Here is a 19876-nt window from a genome sequence, read left to right as displayed (position 1 = left end):
CGCGGCGCGGATTGTCACAGGAGGACCGATGAAGGACGCGGATCTCGCCAAGGCCGTGCGCGACGCGGTGGCAACCCTGAACGAGGCGCTGGCCCAGGCGGCGCAGCACAATCTGGCGGTGACGCTGCGCACCACCGCGCACCAGACGACCGGCGGGGTCGAGCGGGTCGTGGTGGAGCCGCGCATCTTCAAGCAGCTGTAGGCCGGGCCGTGGGGGCGGGAATCCCCGGCGGCCCCTCACCAGTCGGCGGTGAGGACCAGCCGGTCGGGGCCCGACGGGGTGACGGCGATGCGGAACCCGTCATCCTCGGCGAAACGGCCGGCCAGATAGGCGTGGACGCTGCGCGGCGTCAGTTCGGCCGCTTCCGTTCCGGCCAGCGCGGCGGCGGTGGCCGGGTTGAGCGCGCCGGGGCGGCCCTCGGCGGTGACGGTCAGACGGCCCGATTCCTCGGTGCCCTCCCCCGTCACGCGGATGGTGCCGCCGTGGGTCAGCGCCTCGTCGGCCAGCAGCACGAGGTTGAGCAGCGTCTTCACCACGCCGCGCCGGTAGGCGATCATGTCGCTCGGCACCCGCTCCGGCCAGTCCAGCTTGGTGCGCCCGCCGTCGAGCCAGCCGGCGGCGGCGTTGCGGGCGTCGCCGAATCCCTTCTGGTCGCGCCCGGCGACCCCGTAGGCCAGCCGGAACACCCGCAGCCGCCGATCGGCCTGCAACGAGGAATGGTCGATCAGCTTCACCGCCTCGCCGACGAATCCGCCGGCGGGCGCGCCGTCCTCGTCGTCCTGCATCTCCTCGATCAGCTCCAGCCCGTTGCGGATGGCCCCCACCGGGCTGACGAGATCGTGGCAAAGCTTGGAGGCGAGCAGTTCGAGCACCCGGATGTCGATGGTCAAGGTGGCGTCTCCAGCAAGGCGGAAAAGTCCGGTCGCGGCGGCGATTGCCGCGTGTGTACCCGGATCCATATCCGATATCGTATCATCGACACAGCGATTCGAGTTCCGGAAAGGATGTGCGATGGATGATTCCCTGGTTCCCGGCGCCTGGGTGCGCCACCCGAGCCAGCCCGACTGGGGGCTGGGCCAGGTGCAGTCGGCCATCCGCAACCGCGTCACCGTGAATTTCGAGCATGCGGGCAAGGTGTTGATCGACTCCGACGTCATCGCGCTCACGGTGGTGGATCCCGATCGGGGCCCCTGACCGGGTGTTTCGCCGAAGCCCTCCGGTCAGGGCTGGGCCCGGTTGCGCCGCCGCGTCCGCTTTGCTTTCATGAGACGCCGGCCCGCCTCCGGGCGGGCCGGCCCTGACCTCGACGCCCTTCAACAGGACGGGGCTCCGCGTGTTTTCACGGCTCAAGGGCGGCATGAGCGCGTTCGGGGTGGTGCTGATCCTCGGCCTCAACGCCATGATCGGCTACGACCTGCTGCGCGAGCACGGCACCCTGGTCGACCAGGCGCGCGACGAGACGCAGTCGCTGGCCCTCGTCCTCGAACGCCACGCCACCGACAGCTTTTCCGGGGTCGCCAAGACCCTGGCGGGAGTCGCCGAGGTGCTGGCGGTGCGCGGCGACCGCTGGACCCGCGGCGCGCCCGAGGTGCACGCGCTGCTGCGGCGCCAGCTCGCCCTCTCGCCGCTGACCCGCGCCCTGCTGGTGGTGTCGGCCGACGGGCGGCTGATCCACGACACCGACACGCTGGAACCCGCCGACCTCGACCTGTCCGACCGCGACTATCTGCTGGCCCACCGCGACGGGCTGGCCGGCACCGTCCATCTCGGCGTTCCGGTGGAGGGACGCACGTCCGGCGCCTGGTTCGTCAGCATGAGCCGCCGGCTGGAGACGCCCGACGGGCGCTTCGCCGGAGTCGCCGTCGCCGTCGTCGAGCCGGCGGCCTTCCGCGGCTTCTACGAATCGCTGAAGCTGCGCAACGACGCGGTGGTGACGCTCCACCACGCCGACGGTCCGGTGGTGGCGCGCTTCCCCGACCATGAGCGCTTCGTCGGCCGCCCGGTCCGCGGCGGGGCGGGCGCGCGGGACGAGGGAACGGACCGCATCTCCAGCCACCGGACATCGTCCGAGGTTCCGCTGGTGGTCACGGTGTCGCTGGCCCGCGACGCGGTGCTCGCTCCCTGGCGGCTGCGCGCGGTGGTGGAACTGGCGGCGGCGCTCGGCGCCAGCCTGATGCTGGGGCTTCTGACCCTGACGCTGGTCCGCGAGGCCGGCCGGCGCGAGCGGATGCTGGAGGATCTCCAGGCCAGCGAGGGCGCCCTGCGCGACAGCCAGCGCCGGCTGATCCTCGACATCGCCGCCCGTCACCGGGCGGAAGCCGAACTGATCGCCGCCAAGCAGGCGTCCGACTCCTCCAACCGGGCGAAGACCCAGTTCCTCGCCAACATGAGCCACGAGCTGCGCACCCCGCTGAACGCCGTCATCGGTTTCGCCGAGGCGCTGGAGAGCGGCATCTTCGGCGCCATGTCGGCCAAGCAGACGGAGTATGTGTCGGACATCCGGCGCTCCGGCCTGCATCTGCTGAGCCTGATCAACGACATCCTCGACACCACCAAGATCGAATCCGGCAAGTACGTCCTGCACGAGGAGCGGCTGGCGGTCCGCGCGGTCGTCGGCCAGTGCCTGCGCCAGATCGAGCCGCTGGCGGTGCAGAAGGGCATCGGGCTCGCCGCCTCGATGGAGCCCGAGCTGCCGGACCTGCTGGCCGACGAGCGGGCCTTGCGGCAGATCCTGCTGAACCTGCTGTCGAACGCCGTGAAGTTCACGCCGGCCGGCGGCCACATCGTCGTCACCGCCGACCGGGCCGAACTGGATTTGCGCCTGCGCGTCACCGACACCGGCATCGGCATCCCGCAAAGCGAGCTGGAACAGGTGCTGGAGCCCTTCCATCAGGTCGACAACTCCCACACCCGGCGTTACGCCGGAACCGGGCTTGGGCTGGGGCTGGTCAAGTCGCTGGTCGAAATGCACCAGGGCAGCCTCGGCCTGACCAGCGCGCTCGGACGCGGCACCACGGCGACCGTGGTGCTGCCGGCCGGGCGATTCGTCGTCGCCCAGGAGGCCGAAACCGTCCAAGTCTCCGGCGCGCTGGCGTGAGAAGCGTTTGACAAGCGACGGTTTCCAACCTTTCTGATGCCTGGGATCGCGCAACTCCGGCGACGCGTGCCCCCATCCACGAATTTCAGGGTTGGCCCAGGAATCATGACCGCGAACACCTCGACCGCGAACCGTTGGCTGCACGGCTTCCGCCCCGTCGCCCATCCGCGCCGGACGCTGCTCTGCTTCCCCTACGCCGGGGCCGGGGCCGCCCTGTTCCGCGACTGGCACCGCGACGCCAGTCCGGAGGACGAGATCCTCGCCGTCCGCCTGCCCGGCCGCGAGCACCGCTTCGGCGAACCCTGTCTGAAGACGGTGGCGGAGGCGGTTCCGCCGGTCCTTGAGGCGCTGACCGAACGCTTGGGCGGACGCCTCGACCGGCCGCTGATCCTGTTCGGCCATTCGCTGGGCGCCGCGCTGGCCTACGCCACCGCCCGCGCGCTGATCGGGCGCGGCCACCCGCCCCGCCTGCTCGCCGTCTCGGGACGCCGCGCGCCGCAGGTCCCGCTGCGCCGCGCCGCCACCCAGGATCTGAGCGAGGCCGAGTTCCGCGACAAGCTGCACGCGCTGGGCGGCACCCCGCCCGAGGTGCTGGCGTCGGCCGAACTGATGGAGCTGATGGTCCCGCTGCTGCGCGCCGACTTCGGCATGTCCGACCGCTTCTTCGAGCCGGCCCCCGCGCCGCTGCCGATCCCGCTGGTCGCCTTCGCCGGCACCGGCGACGCCGAGGTCCCGGTCGAGGCCGTCGCCGAATGGGAGCGGCTGGCCGGCGCCGGCTTCGCCCTCCACCCCCTGCCCGGCGACCATTTCTTCGTGAACCCGCAGCGCCGGACCATCCTCGACATCCTCCTGTCCGCCGCGTAGCGGCCGGCAACGCCGCTTCCACCGGCCCGGCCATTCCGGACAGCCGCTTGCCAGCCGGCGGCGCTCCGGAACACTCCCAACCATTGCCGCGCCGATTGTTCGTATATCGGCACGAATGTTGCCTCTACCCCTTCCGAGAAGGGCGCGGCGGCCCTCCCAAACGCCGCGCCACGTTGGGAGAGGACATTCCGAATGGCTGCGCTGGAGACCTTCTACGAGGTCATGCGGCGGCAGGGCATCACCCGCCGCTCGTTCCTGAAATACTGTTCGCTCACGGCCGCCGCCCTCGGGCTGGGGCCGGAGCTGGTGCCGCAGATCGTCCACGCCATGGAAACCAAGCCGCGCACCCCGGTGCTGTGGCTGCACGGGCTGGAATGCACCTGCTGCTCCGAATCCTTCATCCGCTCGGCGCACCCGCTGGTGAAGGACGTGGTGCTGTCGATGATCTCGCTCGACTACGACGACACGCTGATGGCCGCCGCCGGCCACCAGGCCGAGGCGATCCTCGACGAGGTGATGGAGAAGTACAAGGGCAACTACATCCTGGCGGTGGAGGGCAACCCGCCGCTGAACCAGGACGGCATGTCCTGCATCATCGGCGGCAAGCCCTTCCTCGACCAGCTGCGCAAGGTGTCGCGCGACGCCAAGGCGATCATCTCCTGGGGTTCCTGCGCCAGCTTCGGCTGCGTCCAGGCGGCGCGGCCCAACCCGACGCGCGCCACCCCGGTGCACGAGGTCATCACCGACAAGCCGATCATCAAGGTGCCCGGCTGCCCGCCGATCGCCGAGGTGATGACCGGCGTCATCACCTACATGCTGACCTTCGACCGCATCCCGGAGCTGGACCGCCAGGGCCGCCCGAAGATGTTCTACAGCCAGCGCATCCACGACAAATGCTACCGCCGGCCGCATTTCGACGCCGGCCAGTTCGTCGAGGCCTTCGACGACGAGGGCGCCCGCAAGGGGCATTGCCTCTACAAGGTCGGCTGCAAGGGGCCGACGACCTACAACGCCTGCTCCACCGTGCGCTGGAACGAGGGGACCAGCTTCCCCATCCAGGCCGGCCACGGCTGCATCGGCTGCTCGGAGGACGGCTTCTGGGACAAGGGGTCCTGGTACGCCCGCCTGTCCGATTTCCACCAGTTCGGGATCGAGGCCAACGCCGATCAGGTCGGCGCCACCGCCGCCATCGGCGTCGGCGGAGTCATCGCCGCGCACGCGGCGGTCAGCGCCCTGAAGCGCGCGCAGCACAAGGGAGACGTCTGACCATGGCCGTTCTGCAAACCCCCAACGGCTTCGCGCTGGACAACGGCGGCCGGCGCATCGTCGTCGATCCGGTGACGCGCATCGAGGGGCACATGCGCTGCGAGGTGAACGTCGATTCCGACAACATCATCCGCAACGCCGTCTCGACCGGCACCATGTGGCGCGGTCTGGAGGTCATCCTCAAGGGCCGCGACCCGCGCGACGCCTGGGCCTTCGTCGAGCGCATCTGCGGCGTCTGCACCGGCTGCCACGCCCTGACCTCGGTCCGGGCGGTCGAGGACGCGCTGGGCATCCGCATCCCGAAGAACGCCCACCTGATCCGCGAGATCATGGCGAAGACGCTGCAGGTCCACGACCACATCGTCCATTTCTACCACCTGCACGCGCTCGACTGGGTCAACCCGGTCAACGCGCTGAAGGCCGACCCGCAGGCGACCTCGGCGCTCCAGCAGTCGGTCTCGCCGCGCCACCCGAAATCCAGCCCCGGCTATTTCCGCGACGTGCAGAACCGGTTGAAGAAGTTCGTGGAATCGGGCCAGCTCGGCATCTTCAAGAACGGCTACTGGGACAACCCGGCCTACAAGCTGCCGCCCGAGGCCGACCTGATGGCGGTCACGCACTATCTGGAGGCGCTCGACCTCCAGAAGGACATCGTGAAGATCCACGCGGTGTTCGGCGGCAAGAACCCGCACCCCAACTACATGGTCGGCGGCGTGCCCTGCGCCATCAACATGGAGGGGACGGGAGCGGCCGGCGCGCCGGTCAACATGGAGCGGCTGAACTTCGTTCTGGCCCGCATGCAGGAGGCCGCCGCCTTCATCGACAACGTCTACATCCCCGACGTTCTGGCCATCGCCAGCTTCTACAAGGGCTGGCTCTACGGCGGCGGGCTGTCGGCCACCAACGTGATGGACTACGGCGACTACGAGAAGGTCCCCTACGACCGTTCGACCTGCCAGCTTCCCGGCGGCGTCATCCTGAACGGCAACTGGAACGAGGTGCACCCGATCGACCCGCGCGACCCGGCGCAGGTGCAGGAGTTCGTCGCCCACAGCTGGTACAGCTACGAGGACGAGAACAAGGGCCTGCATCCCTGGGACGGCGTCACCGAGGCGAAGTTCGAGCTGGGCCCCAACACCAAGGGCAGCCGCACCGACATCAAGGAGCTGGACGAGGCGGCCAAATACTCCTGGATCAAGGCGCCGCGCTGGCGCGGCCACGCGGTGGAGGTCGGCCCCCTGCCCCGCTACATCCTGGCCTACGCCCAGAACGTCACCTACGTGCGCGACCAGATCACCGACTCGCTCGGCCGCTTCAACAGCCTGTCGGGCACCAGCTTCACGCCGCAGCAGGCGCTGCCGACCACCATCGGCCGCACGCTGGCCCGCGCGCTGGAGGCGCAGTACTGCGCGACCATGATGCTGGAGGACTGGAAGGACCTGATCGCCAACATCAAGGCCGGCGACACCGCCACCGCCAACGTCGAGAAGTGGGATCCCAAGAGCTGGCCGAAGGAGGCCAAGGGTGTCGGCGTCGTCGCGGCGCCGCGCGGCGGGCTCGGCCACTGGATCAAGATCAAGGACGGCAAGATCGAGAACTACCAGTGCGTCGTGCCCTCGACCTGGAACGGCAGCCCGCGCGACCCCAAGGGCAACATCGGCGCCTTCGAGGCGTCGCTGCTCAACACGCCGATGGAGCGCCCGGACGAGCCGGTCGAGATCCTGCGCACCCTGCACAGCTTCGACCCCTGCCTCGCCTGCTCCACCCATGTGATGGCGCCGGACGGGGCCGAACTGGCCCGCGTCACCGTGCGCTGATCCCACCAGACCGGAGGGTTTCGCCATGGCACCTCTCGACCACGGGAAGCGGGACGGCGCAACGCCGGAGCGGGCGGAGGATCCGCCCGCTCCGGCGGCCTCGCCGCGCTTCCTGAAGGCGATCTACGTGTACGAGGTCCCGGTGCGCCTGTGGCACTGGGTCAACGCGCTCGCCATCACCGTGCTGGCCGTCACCGGCTATCTGATCGGCAGCCCGCTGCCGAGCATGCCCGGCGAGGCCAGCGCCAACTACCTGATGGGCTACATCCGCTTCGCCCATTTCGCGGCCGGCTACATCTTCGCGATCGGCTTCCTCGGCCGGCTCTACTGGGCCTTCGCCGGCAACCACCACGCCCGGCAGCTGTTCCGCTTCCCCTTCTGGGACGGCCACTGGTGGGGCGAGCTGTTCCTGGAGGCGCGCTGGTACCTGTTCCTGGAGCGCAAGCCGAAGCTCTATGTCGGGCACAACCCGCTGGCCCAGTTCGCCATGTTCTGGACCATCGCGGTCGGCAGCGTCTTCATGATCGTGACCGGCTTCGCGCTCTACGGCGAGGGGGCCGGGGTGGACAGCTGGCAGGACCGGCTGTTCGGCTGGGTCATCCCCCTGTTCGGCCAGAGCCAGGACGTCCACACCTGGCACCATCTGGGCATGTGGGTGATCATCCTGTTCGTGATGGTCCATGTCTACGCGGCGGTGCGCGAGGACATCATGTCCCGCCAGTCGATCATCTCGACGATGGTCAGCGGCGTGCGCACCTTCAAGGACGCCGAGGCCCCGGCCGACGAGCCGGAGCCGAAGGCGGCCAAGCCAGCCTCGCCCAAGGCGCTGGAGCCGGCCGGCTGAGGGCGCGAAGAAGCCCTTCTCCCCTTGTGGGGCGCATCCCGGAGGACGCCAGCGGCGTCCGATGGGTGCGCGGGTTGGGATGAGGGGTGCGGCCGGCCGAAGGCCGGGAAGGTTGCGTTCCCCCCTCACCCCAACCCCTCTCCCTGAGGGAGAGGGGCTTCCTGGCGCTTATACCGATGCGCCGACCGAAAGACTCAGGGCACCCGCGTTCCGGTGAAGGGGTTCAACCCCAGCGCCGCCAGCGTGGCCCAGGCGGTCGCTCCCAGATGCGGGCGGCGGTAATAGAGGAAATCGTCGGTCTTGCTGTCCGGACCGATGGCCAGCCCGGTGGTCAGCACCGCCGGGCGGGTCGCCCACAGGAAGCCGCCGGGGCTGATGTCCGCCAGCAACCCGGCGAACAGCCGGTCGGCGTCGGCCCGCCGGCCCAGCGCCCGGTAGGTCAGCGCCGCCTGCGCGGTGCCCTCCACCCAGACGCCGTCGCGGTCGTCGTTGAAGTCGAAACCGCCGTCCACCCCATGCGCCCGCTCGGCGTAGGCCAGCGCGCCGCGCCACGCCTCCGGCGCGTCGCGCAGCAGAAGAGGCCAAAGCTGGGCGTCGAGCCCCGAGGTGGCGTGGCTGATCGTCACCCCGTCCGGCGTGGTGCCGACCGGGAAATGCCCGTTGCCGGCCGCCCAGGCGGCGTCGAGGAAGCCGCGCGCCGCCTGGGCCGGAGCCTCCCACCCCTTGCCGAGCCGGCCGAACAGGGCGACCAGATCGGTGTTGTGCTCGGTCGATTTCCAGGTCAGGAGCTGCGGCGCGTTGTCGAAGCCCTGCACCCCGCCGTTGAAGCCGCCCGGCCCGCGCGGGTCGGCGGTCTTGTCGGCGACCCAGCGGGCCAGTTCGGCGGCGCCGTCGCGGAAACGCTTCTCGCCGGTCGCCTCGCCCAGCGTCACCAGCGCCAGCCCGGCCCAGGCGACGTTCCCGGTGGCGGTGCCGATCTGGTAGGGATCCTCCAGCCAGCGGTTCTCCACCGCGTCCCACCAGCCCATCGGCGGGATCGGGCGCTGCTTCTGCGCACCGGCCCGGTAGGTGTTGCGCAGGCGGCCCTTGTAGCCGGCGCGGTCGAGCGTCACCGCATCGAGCAGCGCCTCGCCGATGCGCAGAGCCTGGGGGCGCTTGCCGCAGCCGTTCAGCGCGATGACCGCCAGCGCGTTGTCGTAGGTGAAGGCGGCGATCGACAGCGCCGGCTCGGAGGTCGGGCCGGGAGCGTAGGCGTTGTCGTAGCTGCGCAGGAACACCGGGCCGGAGCCGGGGATCTCATCCACCCGCGCCGCCAGCGTGGCGCAGGTCCTCGCCGCCAGCTCGGCCGCCGGCCCGGCGCCTTCGGCGCGCGCGGCGCCCCCCGGCAGCAGCGCCAGCATTGTTCCGGCCAGCATCATCCCCAACGCCGAACGGCGTCCCTTGCCCATCAACCCCATGACGATTCCGGCCACCGGCGCAGTTCACGACTGGGCCAGATATGGACCGCCCGGCGACGCCCGGCAACCGGCTTCGCCAATCAGCGGCGCGGGCTGCGGAAACCGTCGACGCTGAAGCGCCCCGCGCCCGACGCGACCAGCGCCAGATAACCGCCGATGATGGCGAGGTTCTTCATGAACTGGATCTGCTGCATCTTCATCGCCTCGGGCGCCGCGTCCCAATAGCGGTGGGCGACCAGGGTCGCGGCGACGGTGAAGCCGGCGACCAGCAGCGCCGCCAGCCGGGTCCAGGCGCCCAGCACCACCGCCAAGCCGCCGAAGCACTCGACCACCGCCCCGACGGTGCCGGCGACCGCCGCCATCGGCACCCCCTGGCTCTCCAGCCCGGCGATGAAGCCGCCCAGCGCCATCAGCTTGCCGAACCCGCTCTGGACGAAGATCGCGCCCAGCAGGACACGGGCGGCCAGCAGCAGGGCGTCCCGTCCGCCCTCCGCCGTCCGATCCATCCGGCCGACGCGCGTGTCGTTGTCGATCATTCCACTCACTCCCCAGCGTCCGCGCGGGCCCATGCCGGCGCGGTTTCCTGAGCCCAGGACGCCGCCCGCCGGCCTTCTATTCCCGCACGGCTCCGATTTCCGCAGCCCCGATTTCCGTGCCCCCGATTTCCATGGCAGCCACCCAAGCCTGCCCCAGGCTGAGACCGCCATCGTTGGCCGGGGCCTGCCGGGGCAGCAGCGCCTCGATCCCGGCCGCCGCGAAGCCGGCCGCCAGCCCCTCGGCCAGCACGCCGTTCATCAGACAGCCGCCCGACAGCGCGATCCGCCGCAGACCATGCTCGCGCAGGGCCGGCAAGGACCAGTCGAGCAGCGCGGCGGTCAGCGTGCCGTGGAACAGCTCCGCCCCCTCCGCCGCGCCGGCGGCGTCCAGCAGCCGCTCCAGCAGGGGGGTGAGGTCGAGCACCCCGTCCGTCACCCGCCACGCGCCCTCCGCGACGCGGGGCCGGCGGACCAGCGATTCCAGGATCATCGGCGCCTCGCCCTCGAAGCCGGCGACCGGGCGCACGCCGAGGATGCCGCAGGCGGCGTCGAACCAGCGCCCGCAGGAGCTGGTCGGCGGCGCGTTGATGCCGCCCTCGATCATCCGCCGCACCCCGTCGGCCGGGCCGTGGGCGGCGAAGCGGGGAACGATCTCGCCGGCCCGGCCCATGCGGACCAGCGCCGCCGCCGCCATGCGCCAGGGCTGGCGGGCCGCGACGTCGCCGCCGGGCTGGGCCAGCGGCGCAAGATGGCCAAGGCGCCGGCAGGATGCCCCCTCGACCAGCAGCATCTCGCCCCCCCAGGACTCGCCCCCCGGCCCCAGCCCGAACCCGTCGAGCGCGAGGCCGATCGCCGGCCCCTCGTCCCAGGGATCGACCCGATGCTCGGCCAGCACGGCGGCGACATGGGCGTGGTGGTGCTGGACAGCGACCGCCGGCAGCCCCGTGCGCCCGGCGAAGCGGGTGGAGTGGAAGTCGGGGTGCCGGTCATGGGCGACCGCCACCGGCTCCACCCCCAGGACATGGAGCAGATGGGCGACCGTCTCCTCCAGGAAATCCAGCGTCGCGGGGTTGTCGAGATCACCGATGTGCTGCGACAGGAACGCCTCGTCGCCGCGCGTCACGCAGACCGTGTTCTTCAGATGCCCGCCGACCGCCAGCAGCGGCGGAACGGCGCGGGCGAGCCGGATCGGCTCCGGGACATGGCCGCGCCCGCGCCGCAGGAGGGTTGGGGCGCCGGCCAGCCGGCGGACCACGCTGTCGTCGGCGCGGACGACGATGTCGCGGTCGTGATCGACGATCAGGTCGGCGATGCCGGCCAGCCGCGCCCGGGCCTCTTCGTTGCCGATGGCGAGCGGCTCGCCGCCCGGATTGGCCGAGGTCATCACCAGAACCAGGGGTTGCGGCTCCCGCGCCCAGCCGGTCCCGGCCGGCCGGCCGGCGGCCTCGTGGAACAGCAGCCAGTGGATCGGCGTGTAGGGCAGCATGACGCCGAGCCACGCCAGATCCGGAGCGATGCCAGGGGCGATATCCGGAGCGATGCCGAGCGACGGGGCGGGCGCATCGTCGCGCCGCCGCAGCAGCGTGATGGGGCGGGCGGCCCCCTCCAGCAGCGCCCGCTCGCCCGCGTCGAGATGGACGAGGCGCGCGGCCGACGCGGCGTTGGCGACCATCAGGGCGAAGGGCTTGCCATTGCGCTGCTTGACCCGGCGCAGCCGCTCGACCGCCCCGGCGTTGGTGGCGTCGCAGACGAGATGGAAACCGCCCAGCCCCTTGATCGCGACGATCCGGCCGGCCGCCAGCGCGGCGAGGATCGCCTCGGGCGGATGCGACAGGCGGGGGCCGCATTCCGGGCAGGCGGTCGGCTGGGCGTGGAAGCGGCGGTCGGCCGGATCGGCGTATTCGGCGGCGCAGGCCGGACAGAGCGGAAAGCCCGCCATCGCCGTCTGCGGCCGGTCGTAGGGAAGCCGGCGGGTGATGGTGAAGCGCGGCCCGCAATGGGTGCAGTTGAGGAAGGGGTAGCGGTAGCGCCGGTCCGCCGGATCGAACAGCTCCGACAGGCAGGCCGGGCAGACCGCCGCGTCGGGGGCGACGCCGGTGGTGACCGCGCTTCCCGCCTCGCTGCGGCGGATGGCGAAGCCCTCCTCGTCCGGCCGGACCGGACAGGGCACGGCCTCCACCGCGTCGATGCGGGCCAGCGGCGGCGCCTCCGCGGTCAGGGCGTCGAGGAAGGCGGCGATGGCGGCGCCCTGGATTTCCAGCAGCACCCCCCCGCCGTCGTTCAGGACCCAGCCGGTCACGCCGAAGCGGCCGGCCAGCGCATGGGCGTGCGGGCGGAAACCGACCCCCTGCACCCGACCGCGCACCCGGATCCGCAACCGCCGGACCGTCGGCCCCGCCGCCTGATCGGCCCCCCGCTCGACCACACCGGATGTCATGGTTTCCCCGCTCGCTGGATTTCCGGCCTTGCCCATGGGAAGGCGGCCGGGACCGCCGCGTCAAGACCGGCGCAAGAGCCGGTCAAGGCGCCAAGCCCCAATGCTTGCAGAATTCCCTGATTCGTTCATTTACGAAACGGAAACAATCGTTGCGGCAATAGATCACAATCAAGCGTTTTGCCGATCGGCGACCGGCGCTGTACCCTTTCCGCAAGGCCTGTCCACACCCCGCAGCCGAAACGGAACCGGGCGGGCCGGCTGGCGCGGATGGTCACAAGGTGGTTGCATGGCGATGGACACGGGCCCCTACGCCCTGATGGCCGAGTTGCTCGACAGCGTGAATGTCGGCCTCTGCCTGTTCGATTCCGGCGACCATGCCCTGCTGTGGAACCGCAGCTTCCTGACCCTGTTCCCGGAGCATGACGGCCACATCCGGGTGGGCGAGCACTATTCCGTCAACCTGCGCCGCTTCTATCAGGCGCGGCTGTCCGTGGACGAACTGCCGCTGATCGACGACTACATCGACGGGGGCATCGCCCGCCACCGCGCCCAGACCCAACCCTTCGTCTTCCAGCACCGCGGCCAATGGCTGCGCGTCGCCTCGCTGCCGACCGGGACGGAAGGGCGCATCCGGGTGTGGACCCCGCTCGCCTCGCCGACCGGGGCGGCGCCGTGGAACCGTCCCGGCGCCCAGGCCGACGCCGAGGATCTGCTGCTGGAGCATGTCGCCGACGGCGTGCTGCTGCTGGATCCCGACGGCCGGATCGCCAAGGCCAACGAGCAGGCCTTGTTCCTTTACGACGTGCCGCGGAAATCCGACCTGATCGGCCTGAGCTTCGAGGAGCTGCTGGAGCTGGTGTGGCGCGGCGACCGCTCGCGCCTGCCGGCGATGCTGACGGAGCGGCAGCGCTTTCCCAGCGCCCCCTTCGAGGTCGAGCTGCCGGGCGACCGCTGGCTGCGGGTCGCCCAGCAGCGCGGCGTCGACGGCATCGCCTACACCACCCACGTCGACATCACCGAGATGAAGCGGCTCCAGACCGCCATGATCGGCGCCAGGGAGGAGGCGGACCGCGCCAACGCCGCCAAGTCGCGCTTCCTCGCCATGATCAGCCACGAGATCCGCACACCGATGAACGCCATCATCGGGATCGGCCGGATCGCCCTGAAGTCGGCCGTCGAACCGGGGCAGCGCGGCTATCTGGAGACGATCAACGCCTCGGCCGGGCGGCTGCTCGGGATCATCAACGACCTGCTGGACTTCTCGAAGATCGAGGCCGGCAAGGTGACGATCGCCGAGCAGCCCTTCAGCCTCGACGAGGTGCTGGAGCCGCTGTGCGACCTGATCGTAGGCAACGGCGGGGCGGACGGGGTCGAGGTGGTCATCCGCGTCGCCCCCGGCACGCCGGACCGGCTGGTCGGCGATCCGTTGCGGCTCGGGCAGATCCTCGCCAACCTGATCAACAACGCCCTGAAATTCACCGAGCGCGGCGAGATTCTGGTGACCGTCGGGGCGGCCGCCCGCGGCGCCGATCGCGTGACGCTGGACGTCTCGGTCGCCGACAGCGGAATCGGCATCGACCACGCCCAGCAGGCCCGGCTGTTCCAGCCCTTCGTCCAGGCCGACGACACAACGACGCGCCGCTTCGGCGGCACCGGCCTCGGCCTGACCATCTGCAAGCAGCTGGTCGAGCTGATGGGCGGCCGCATCGCGGTCAGCAGCGAGCCGGGCCGGGGCAGCCGCTTCGGCTTCGCGGTGGAGCTTGGGCTGGTCGCGCCCGAAACCCCGCCGCCCCCGGCGCTGGGCGGGCGGGTGCTGGTGGTGGACGACCATCCGACCGCCCGCGCCGCCCTGGTCGAGATGGTCGCGGCGCTGGGCGCCGAACCGCTGGAGGCCGCCTCGGGACCGGCGGCGCTGCTGGCGGTCGAACAGGCGGCGCGGGAGGGGCGCCCGGTGACGGCGGCGCTGGTCGACTGGCGGCTGCCCGGCTGGGACGGCCCGGAGACCATCGAACGGCTGCGCAACAACGGCCGGGCCGCCGGGCTTCCGATCCTGGCGCTGATGCCGCTCGACGCGCGCGGCGACCGCGACCGGCCGGCCTTCGTCCAGGATCCGGGCGGCGGGGCCGACGGCGTGCTGGTGAAGCCGGTCAGCCCCGGCCGGCTGCGCCACCGGCTGACCTCCCTGCTGGGAGGGCCGGAGGAGCGGAGCGCGACCCCGGTGGCGGAGCGCGGCGACCTGTCGCGGCTGCGCGGCGCCCGCCTGCTGCTGGTCGACGACAACGCCCTGAACCGCGAGGTGGCGCTGCATCTGCTGACCGAGGCGCGCATCGCCGTGGACGTGGCGGAAAACGGGGTCCAGGCGGTGGAGCGGGCCGGCCGCGGCGACTACGACCTCGTTCTGATGGACATCCAGATGCCGGTGATGGACGGGCTGGAGGCGACCCGGCGCATCCGCGCCCTGCCCGGCTGCCTGGATCTGCCCATCGTCGCCATGACCGCCCAGGCGATGTCCGGCGATCGGCGGACGAGCCTGGCGGCCGGGCTGGACGAGCATCTGAGCAAGCCCATCGAGCCCGATCTGCTGTTCGATACCCTGCTGCGGCTGATCGATCCGGTCCGTCTCGCCGGACGTCGGACGCCGCGGGATCCGGCGCCCGACGCGGCCAGGGGCGGCGATGCGGGCCGGACCGATACGGGCCGGGACATGGGCCGAGGCATGGGCCTGGCCGCGCGCGACGCCGCGCGGCAGGCCGGGCTGGACTGGGACGGGGCGCTGCGCCGCGTCGACGGCGACCCGGCCATGCTCTCCCGGCTGGTCCGGACCTTCCTGCGCGATTGCGCCGGCCATCCCCAAGCCCTGGCCGAGGCCGCCGCGACCGGGCAGACCGAGCGGATCCGCTTCCTGGCCCACGCCCTGCGTTCGTCCTCGGCCTACATCGGGGCGACCGACCTGTCGCTGCTCGCCGGCCGGGTCGAGGAGGCGCTGCGCAACGCCCATTCCCGCACGGCCGAGCGGCTGACGGCGGATCTGGCGGGGGAACTGGCCGCCCTGCTCGACCGGCTGTCCACGCTGGCGCCGATGATCCCGCCGCCGCCCGACCCGGCGGTCGACGCGACGCTGGAGGAGGCGATCGGCCGACTGGCCGAGCTGCTCGACCGGGCGGACCTGCGCGCCGAGGATGTCTGGCGCGACCTCCAGGGGCGGCTCGCCCCGGCGCACCCGGACTTCGCCACGGCCATCACGAATCTGCTGGACGACCTGCGCTATGGCGAGGCGCTGGAACGGCTGCGCGCCTTCGCCCGGCCGCTCGGCATCGCCCTTCCCCCCGACACGCAGCGGAGCGCCGGCCCCGTTCCCATGCAGGCGTTCGGCGATATCCGCTAAAGGTTGCAGCGCTGCGACAATTGCGATGTTGCCGCTCAAGAGAGAGCTCTGATATTTTATAGGGACTAAAGTTTCCCTTTGCGTTGCAAAACAAGCCTCGCCCCGCAGCGGGGCGGGAGCCTTCTCATGGGCCAGTTTCTAAAACGTCTCTCCTTCACCCACAAGCTCGTCTCGCTGACGCTGCTTGGCACCATCCTGAGTTGTGCGTCAACGCTGTTCGTGGCGCTCTATTTCATCGCCACCGACCTGAAGCGTCAGGAAATCGACCGGCAGGACATGAACATCCGGGTCGCCAAGGAAATCCTGAACCCGAGGAACCAGCCCTACCGCATCGCCGACGGCAAGCTGATGGTCGGCGACACCGCGCTGGAAGGCACGTTCGAGCATGTCGACCGCATCAAGTCGGCGCTGAACATCACCGTCACCATGTTCCGCGACAGCACGCGCATCGCCACCACGCTGGTGAACAAGGACGGCAGCCGGGCCATCGGCTCCCGCATGCCGGACGACATCCACCAGCGCGTCGTCGGGCAGGGCGAGAGCCTGCTCGGCGAATACCCGGTGCTCGGCGTCAACTATCTGGTCAGCTACGTCCCGCTGAAGGACCAGTCGGGCAAGACGATCGGCGCCTTCGCCGTCGGCATGCCCTCGGGCGAGTTCCACGCGCTGATCGGCGCCCTGGGCTGGCGGATCGGCGGGGTGTCGCTGCTGGTCGGGCTGCTGCTGAGCGCCGGCGTGTTCGTCTATGTGAAGCGGCAGATGGGCGCGCTCCAGCACCTCGCCTCCGCCATCGACGCACTGGGCCACAGGAACTACGCTACCGTCGTCGAGGAAACCGGCCGCGCCGACGAGATCGGCGCGATGGCCCGCGCCGTCGCCGGCTTCCGCGACGGGCTGGCCAACGCCGAGTCGCTGGCCGAGCGCCAGCGCGAGGCCGAGCAGCAGCAGGCCCGCCGCCACGCCGAGATCGACGCGGCGACCCGCAGCTTCGCCGGCAAGATCGACGTGGTGGTGCGCGCGGTCAACGACTCCGCGACGCGCATGCGCGGCAACGCCGAACGGCTGACCAGCAGCGCCGAAAGCACCCAGGAGGCCGCCAGCAGCGTGTCGAGCGCCGCCGTCCAGGCGTCCAGCAACGTCGAGACCGTCGCCGCCGCCGCCGAGGAGCTGTCCGCCTCGATCGGCGAGATCGGCCGCCACGTCGGCGAGGCGACCCAGGTCGCCCAGCGCGCGGTGAGCGAGGCGCAATCGACCAACGACACGGTGAAGGGGCTGGCCAACGCCGCCAACCGCATCGGCGAGGTGGTGGAACTCATCAACTCCATCGCGGCGCAGACCAACCTGCTGGCGCTGAACGCGACGATCGAAGCCGCGCGGGCCGGCGAGGCGGGCAAGGGCTTCGCCGTGGTGGCGAGCGAGGTGAAGAATCTCGCCAGCCAGACCGCCAAGGCCACGGAGGACATCCAGGCCCAGGTCGCCGGCATCCAGGGCGAGACCCAGGCGGCGGTGGGAGCGATCTCGGCCATCGTCGACACCATCCGCCGCATCAGCGACATCACCGCGACGGTGTCCGACGCGGTCGGCCAGCAGGGGGCCGCCACCCGCGAGATCGCCCGCAACGTGCAGGAGGCCTCGACCGGCACCCACGCCGTGACCTCCAGCATCGAGGACGTCTCGCGCCAGGCCCGCGACACCGGGTCGAGCGCCGAGGAACTGCTGACCGCCGCGGGCAACCTGCTCGGCGAATCCCAGACCCTCTCCAGCGAGGTGTCGAGCTTCCTGTCGGTGGTGCGCCGGGCCTGACAGGCTTTTCGGCACGGGCATCGGCAGGGCCGGACGAGGCCCGAAGGCCGGACGGGGACCTCCCGTGCGGCCTTTTCGCTGTCCATGACCCGACAACCCGCGACCCGACAACCCGCGCCGGGGCGTTGACCACCCTTCCGACGCCGGTCACTGTGAAGGCGTGCCCATGCCCATGCCCCTGCCCCACCGACTGACTCAACCGAAGCGGATTGCGGACGCCGGCAGCCTCGCCACGGGGCCGCTCCGTCGTTCCCGTCCGGGACGGGGCCGCGCGTGAGCGCGACCTCCGCCATCGAAGGGGCCGTGTCGGTCCGTCTTCGGGTCTCCGGCGGGGCGGTCCGCCGCGCCGAGGTCGCGGTCCGCCGCCCGACCGCCGCGGCGCGGGCGCTGGTCGGACGACGGCCGGAGGAGGCCGCCCGGCTGGTGCCGCTGCTCTTCAGCCTGTGCGGCACCGCCCAGGGTCTGGCCGCCGCGCTGGCCTGCGAGGCCGCCCTGGGCATCGACGCCCCGGCGTCGGGCCATCCGGCGGCCCGATCCCTGATGCTCGACGCCGAGGCCGCCGACAACCACGCGTGGCAGATCGCCATGGAATGGCCGAAGCTGCTCGGCGAACCCCCGGACCCGCAGTCCCTGCGCGCGCTGCGCGCCGCCGTGGCCGCCCTCGGGAACACCCTTCATCCGGCCGGGGACGGGCTGATGCCGGGCGGCGGATCGCTTCGCCCCGACCCGGCGGCGCTCGGCCTCGCGGTGGATGGGATCGCCGGCTGGATCGGGTCGCGCGTCTTCGCCGGCCCCTGCCCGGCCGATCTCGACTCGCTCGCCGTCTGGGCCGCGCGCGGCGCCACCGCCGCCGCCCGGCTGACGGCGCGGCTGCTGGCCCCCGGCCTCGCCCCGCAGGGGGCCGTCGGGGTCGCCGCCCTGGACGAGGACCGCCCCTCCTGGTTCGGCGAACGGCTCGCCGCCGATCCGGCCTTCTCGTCCCGCCCGCACCGGGACGGCGCCCCCGCCCACACCGGACCGCTGGCCCGCCGCGCCGGCCACCCGCTGGTCGCCTCGGTGGCGGCGCGGCACGGCTTCGGGCTGGCGGCGCTGGCGGCGGCGCGGCTCGCCGATCTGGCCGAGCTTCCCGCCCGGATGGCCGGAACGCTGGCGCGCGTGGCGCCCGCCGCCCCCCTGGCGCTCGGGCCGGCGCGGGCCGGCGCCGGCTGCGGCGTGGTGGAGACCGCGCGCGGCCGGCTCGCCCACTGGCTGCGCCTCGGTCCCGACGGACGCATCGCCGATTTCCGCACGGTGGCGCCGACGGAGTGGAACTTCGCCGCCGACGGGCCGCTGGCGCGCGGGCTGGCCGGGCTGCCGGACGGACCGGACCTGCCGGAGCGGGCGCGGTTGCTGGCCGCCCTGCTCGACCCCTGCGTCGCCTGCGCCATCAGCATCGTCGGGGAGGATGGCGGGGGCGCGGATGGGGGCGCTGGCGGCTGAAGCGGAACGGCGGGCGGCCGATGCCACCAGGGCTACCCCGTCGTTGCCGCGCCGGACGCGCCGTCGGAAGGACCCCTTTCGCGCTCTGGCCGTTGCCTCTCTCGGATGATCCTATGCCCGGACTCGGACGATCCGCGAAGAGAGGTTCCAATGGCACTGCTCACCACCGTCCGTTTGGGCGCCCCCCGTTTGGACCCGGACAGGCTGGCCGGAACCGCGTCGGCCGCCCAGGCGATGGCGCGCCTGCCCGACGGCCAGCCGCTCCACCGCCATCGCGTCAAGCGCGGCTTCGACGTGGTCGGCGCGCTGGGTCTCATCGTCCTGTTCGGACCGCTGATGCTCGCGGTCGCCTGGCTCGTCGCCAAGGACGGCGGGCCGGCGGTGTTCGGGCACCGCCGCGTTGGCGCCGACGGGCGGTCCTTCACCTGCCTGAAGTTCCGCTCCATGGTGGTGAACGCGAACGAGGTGCTCGACCGCCTGCTGGCCGAGAATCCCGAGGCGCGCGCCGAATGGGAGGCCGCCCGCAAGCTGCGCAACGACCCGCGCATCACCGGTGTCGGCCGCTTCCTGCGCCGGTCGAGCCTGGACGAGCTGCCGCAGCTGTTCAACGTCCTGCGCGGCGAGATGAGTCTGGTCGGCCCACGCCCGATCGTCGACGACGAGGTCGCCTTCTACCACGCCTGCTTTCCCTTCTACACGCAATGCCGGCCCGGCCTGACCGGGCTGTGGCAGGTCAGCGGGCGCAGCGACGTCGATTACGTGCGCCGGGTCCAGCTCGACACCGCCTATGTGGTGGGCTGGAACTTCTGGACCGACATTGTCATCATGCTGCGCACCGTGCGGGTCATGGTGAAGGGCAGCGGCGCCTACTGACGCCCCCCCCCCTTTCG

At 71.7% G+C, this 19876-nt stretch carries 15 protein-coding genes; 11 read left to right on the top strand and 4 right to left on the bottom strand.

Features of this window, described 5'->3' with window-relative positions; genetic code table 11:
- Nucleotides 1-28 precede the first annotated feature (28 nt).
- On the top strand, nucleotides 29-202 hold the full coding sequence (locus JN22_RS03780; RefSeq protein ID WP_179166033.1) for a hypothetical protein: 174 nt from the start codon (nucleotides 29-31) through the stop codon (nucleotides 200-202).
- Between the two features lie 35 nt (nucleotides 203-237).
- Here JN22_RS03780 and JN22_RS03775 read toward each other — a convergent pair whose 3' ends face one another.
- Entirely contained in the window at nucleotides 238-891 is a 654-nt protein-coding gene (locus JN22_RS03775; protein WP_223677558.1) for a histidine phosphotransferase family protein, read from the bottom strand.
- A 121-nt stretch (nucleotides 892-1012) separates the two neighbouring features.
- On the opposite strand from JN22_RS03775, the gene JN22_RS03770 reads away from it, so the two are divergent.
- The 6 genes from JN22_RS03770 to cybH all read left to right on the top strand — a co-directional run bounded on the left by JN22_RS03770 (nucleotide 1013) and on the right by cybH (nucleotide 7889).
- Nucleotides 1013-1195: a DUF3553 domain-containing protein gene (locus tag JN22_RS03770; RefSeq protein WP_085552648.1), complete on the top strand. Its 183-nt coding sequence runs from the start codon at nucleotides 1013-1015 to the stop codon at nucleotides 1193-1195.
- 163 nt (nucleotides 1196-1358) lie between these two features.
- A complete protein-coding gene (locus JN22_RS03765) occupies nucleotides 1359-3098 on the top strand; it encodes a sensor histidine kinase (RefSeq protein ID WP_085552647.1) in 1740 nt (579 codons plus the stop codon).
- Between the two features lie 105 nt (nucleotides 3099-3203).
- Complete coding sequence (locus JN22_RS03760) at nucleotides 3204-3962, top strand: thioesterase II family protein (RefSeq protein ID WP_085552646.1); 759 nt, start codon at nucleotides 3204-3206, stop codon at nucleotides 3960-3962.
- 192 nt (nucleotides 3963-4154) lie between these two features.
- Nucleotides 4155-5228 carry a hydrogenase small subunit gene (locus JN22_RS03755; protein WP_179166032.1) on the top strand — a complete coding sequence of 358 codons (1074 nt, stop codon included), beginning with the start codon at nucleotides 4155-4157 and terminating at the stop codon, nucleotides 5226-5228.
- Nucleotides 5229-5230: 2 nt separating this feature from the next.
- Nucleotides 5231-7045 carry a nickel-dependent hydrogenase large subunit gene (locus JN22_RS03750; RefSeq protein WP_085552645.1) on the top strand — a complete coding sequence of 605 codons (1815 nt, stop codon included), beginning with the start codon at nucleotides 5231-5233 and terminating at the stop codon, nucleotides 7043-7045.
- A gap of 25 nt (nucleotides 7046-7070) precedes the next feature.
- A complete protein-coding gene (gene cybH / locus JN22_RS03745) occupies nucleotides 7071-7889 on the top strand; it encodes a Ni/Fe-hydrogenase, b-type cytochrome subunit (protein WP_085552644.1) in 819 nt (272 codons plus the stop codon).
- A gap of 194 nt (nucleotides 7890-8083) precedes the next feature.
- On the opposite strand, the gene JN22_RS03740 is transcribed toward cybH, so the two are convergent.
- The 3 genes from JN22_RS03740 to hypF all read right to left on the bottom strand — a co-directional run bounded on the left by JN22_RS03740 (nucleotide 8084) and on the right by hypF (nucleotide 12319).
- The gene (locus tag JN22_RS03740) at nucleotides 8084-9361 is read right to left on the bottom strand and encodes a hypothetical protein (RefSeq protein ID WP_223677557.1); all 1278 of its coding nucleotides are present in this window, start codon (nucleotides 9359-9361) and stop codon (nucleotides 8084-8086) included.
- A gap of 65 nt (nucleotides 9362-9426) precedes the next feature.
- Nucleotides 9427-9882 carry a DoxX family protein gene (locus JN22_RS03735; RefSeq protein WP_085552642.1) on the bottom strand — a complete coding sequence of 152 codons (456 nt, stop codon included), beginning with the start codon at nucleotides 9880-9882 and terminating at the stop codon, nucleotides 9427-9429.
- A 76-nt stretch (nucleotides 9883-9958) separates the two neighbouring features.
- Nucleotides 9959-12319, bottom strand: coding sequence for a carbamoyltransferase HypF (hypF, locus tag JN22_RS03730; RefSeq protein WP_085552641.1), 2361 nt, complete (start codon nucleotides 12317-12319; stop codon nucleotides 9959-9961).
- Nucleotides 12320-12605: 286 nt separating this feature from the next.
- Between hypF and JN22_RS03725 the strand changes: the two genes are divergently transcribed.
- From JN22_RS03725 to JN22_RS03710, 4 genes are all read left to right on the top strand, one after another.
- Entirely contained in the window at nucleotides 12606-15704 is a 3099-nt protein-coding gene (locus JN22_RS03725) for a response regulator (protein WP_179166031.1), read from the top strand.
- 126 nt (nucleotides 15705-15830) lie between these two features.
- Entirely contained in the window at nucleotides 15831-17507 is a 1677-nt protein-coding gene (locus tag JN22_RS03720) for a methyl-accepting chemotaxis protein (protein ID WP_085552639.1), read from the top strand.
- 273 nt (nucleotides 17508-17780) lie between these two features.
- Nucleotides 17781-18986 (top strand): nickel-dependent hydrogenase large subunit, encoded by a 1206-nt coding sequence (locus JN22_RS35150; protein WP_085552638.1) that lies wholly within the window; start codon nucleotides 17781-17783, stop codon nucleotides 18984-18986.
- Nucleotides 18987-19136: 150 nt separating this feature from the next.
- A complete protein-coding gene (locus JN22_RS03710) occupies nucleotides 19137-19859 on the top strand; it encodes a sugar transferase (RefSeq protein ID WP_211099566.1) in 723 nt (240 codons plus the stop codon).
- Nucleotides 19860-19876 lie beyond the last annotated feature (17 nt).

The sequence above is a fragment of the Azospirillum agricola genome, assembly GCF_020005195.1.
Taxonomy (GTDB): domain Bacteria; phylum Pseudomonadota; class Alphaproteobacteria; order Azospirillales; family Azospirillaceae; genus Azospirillum; species Azospirillum agricola.
This window is presented reverse-complemented; position numbering and strand designations above follow the sequence as displayed.

Excerpts from the sequence above, each read along its gene's own strand:
- JN22_RS03780 (WP_179166033.1), top strand. The coding sequence starts at position 29 with ATGAAGGACGCGGATCTCGCCAAGGCCGTGCGCGACGCGGTGGCAACC.
- JN22_RS03770 (WP_085552648.1), top strand. The coding sequence starts at position 1,013 with ATGGATGATTCCCTGGTTCCCGGCGCCTGGGTGCGCCACCCGAGCCAG.
- JN22_RS03765 (WP_085552647.1), top strand. The coding sequence starts at position 1,359 with ATGAGCGCGTTCGGGGTGGTGCTGATCCTCGGCCTCAACGCCATGATC.
- JN22_RS03760 (WP_085552646.1), top strand. The coding sequence starts at position 3,204 with ATGACCGCGAACACCTCGACCGCGAACCGTTGGCTGCACGGCTTCCGC.
- JN22_RS03755 (WP_179166032.1), top strand. The coding sequence starts at position 4,155 with ATGGCTGCGCTGGAGACCTTCTACGAGGTCATGCGGCGGCAGGGCATC.
- JN22_RS03750 (WP_085552645.1), top strand. The coding sequence starts at position 5,231 with ATGGCCGTTCTGCAAACCCCCAACGGCTTCGCGCTGGACAACGGCGGC.
- cybH (WP_085552644.1), top strand. The coding sequence starts at position 7,071 with ATGGCACCTCTCGACCACGGGAAGCGGGACGGCGCAACGCCGGAGCGG.
- JN22_RS03735 (WP_085552642.1), bottom strand. The coding sequence starts at position 9,882 with ATGATCGACAACGACACGCGCGTCGGCCGGATGGATCGGACGGCGGAG.
- hypF (WP_085552641.1), bottom strand. The coding sequence starts at position 12,319 with ATGACATCCGGTGTGGTCGAGCGGGGGGCCGATCAGGCGGCGGGGCCG.
- JN22_RS03725 (WP_179166031.1), top strand. The coding sequence starts at position 12,606 with ATGGCGATGGACACGGGCCCCTACGCCCTGATGGCCGAGTTGCTCGAC.
- JN22_RS03720 (WP_085552639.1), top strand. The coding sequence starts at position 15,831 with ATGGGCCAGTTTCTAAAACGTCTCTCCTTCACCCACAAGCTCGTCTCG.
- JN22_RS03710 (WP_211099566.1), top strand. The coding sequence starts at position 19,137 with ATGGCACTGCTCACCACCGTCCGTTTGGGCGCCCCCCGTTTGGACCCG.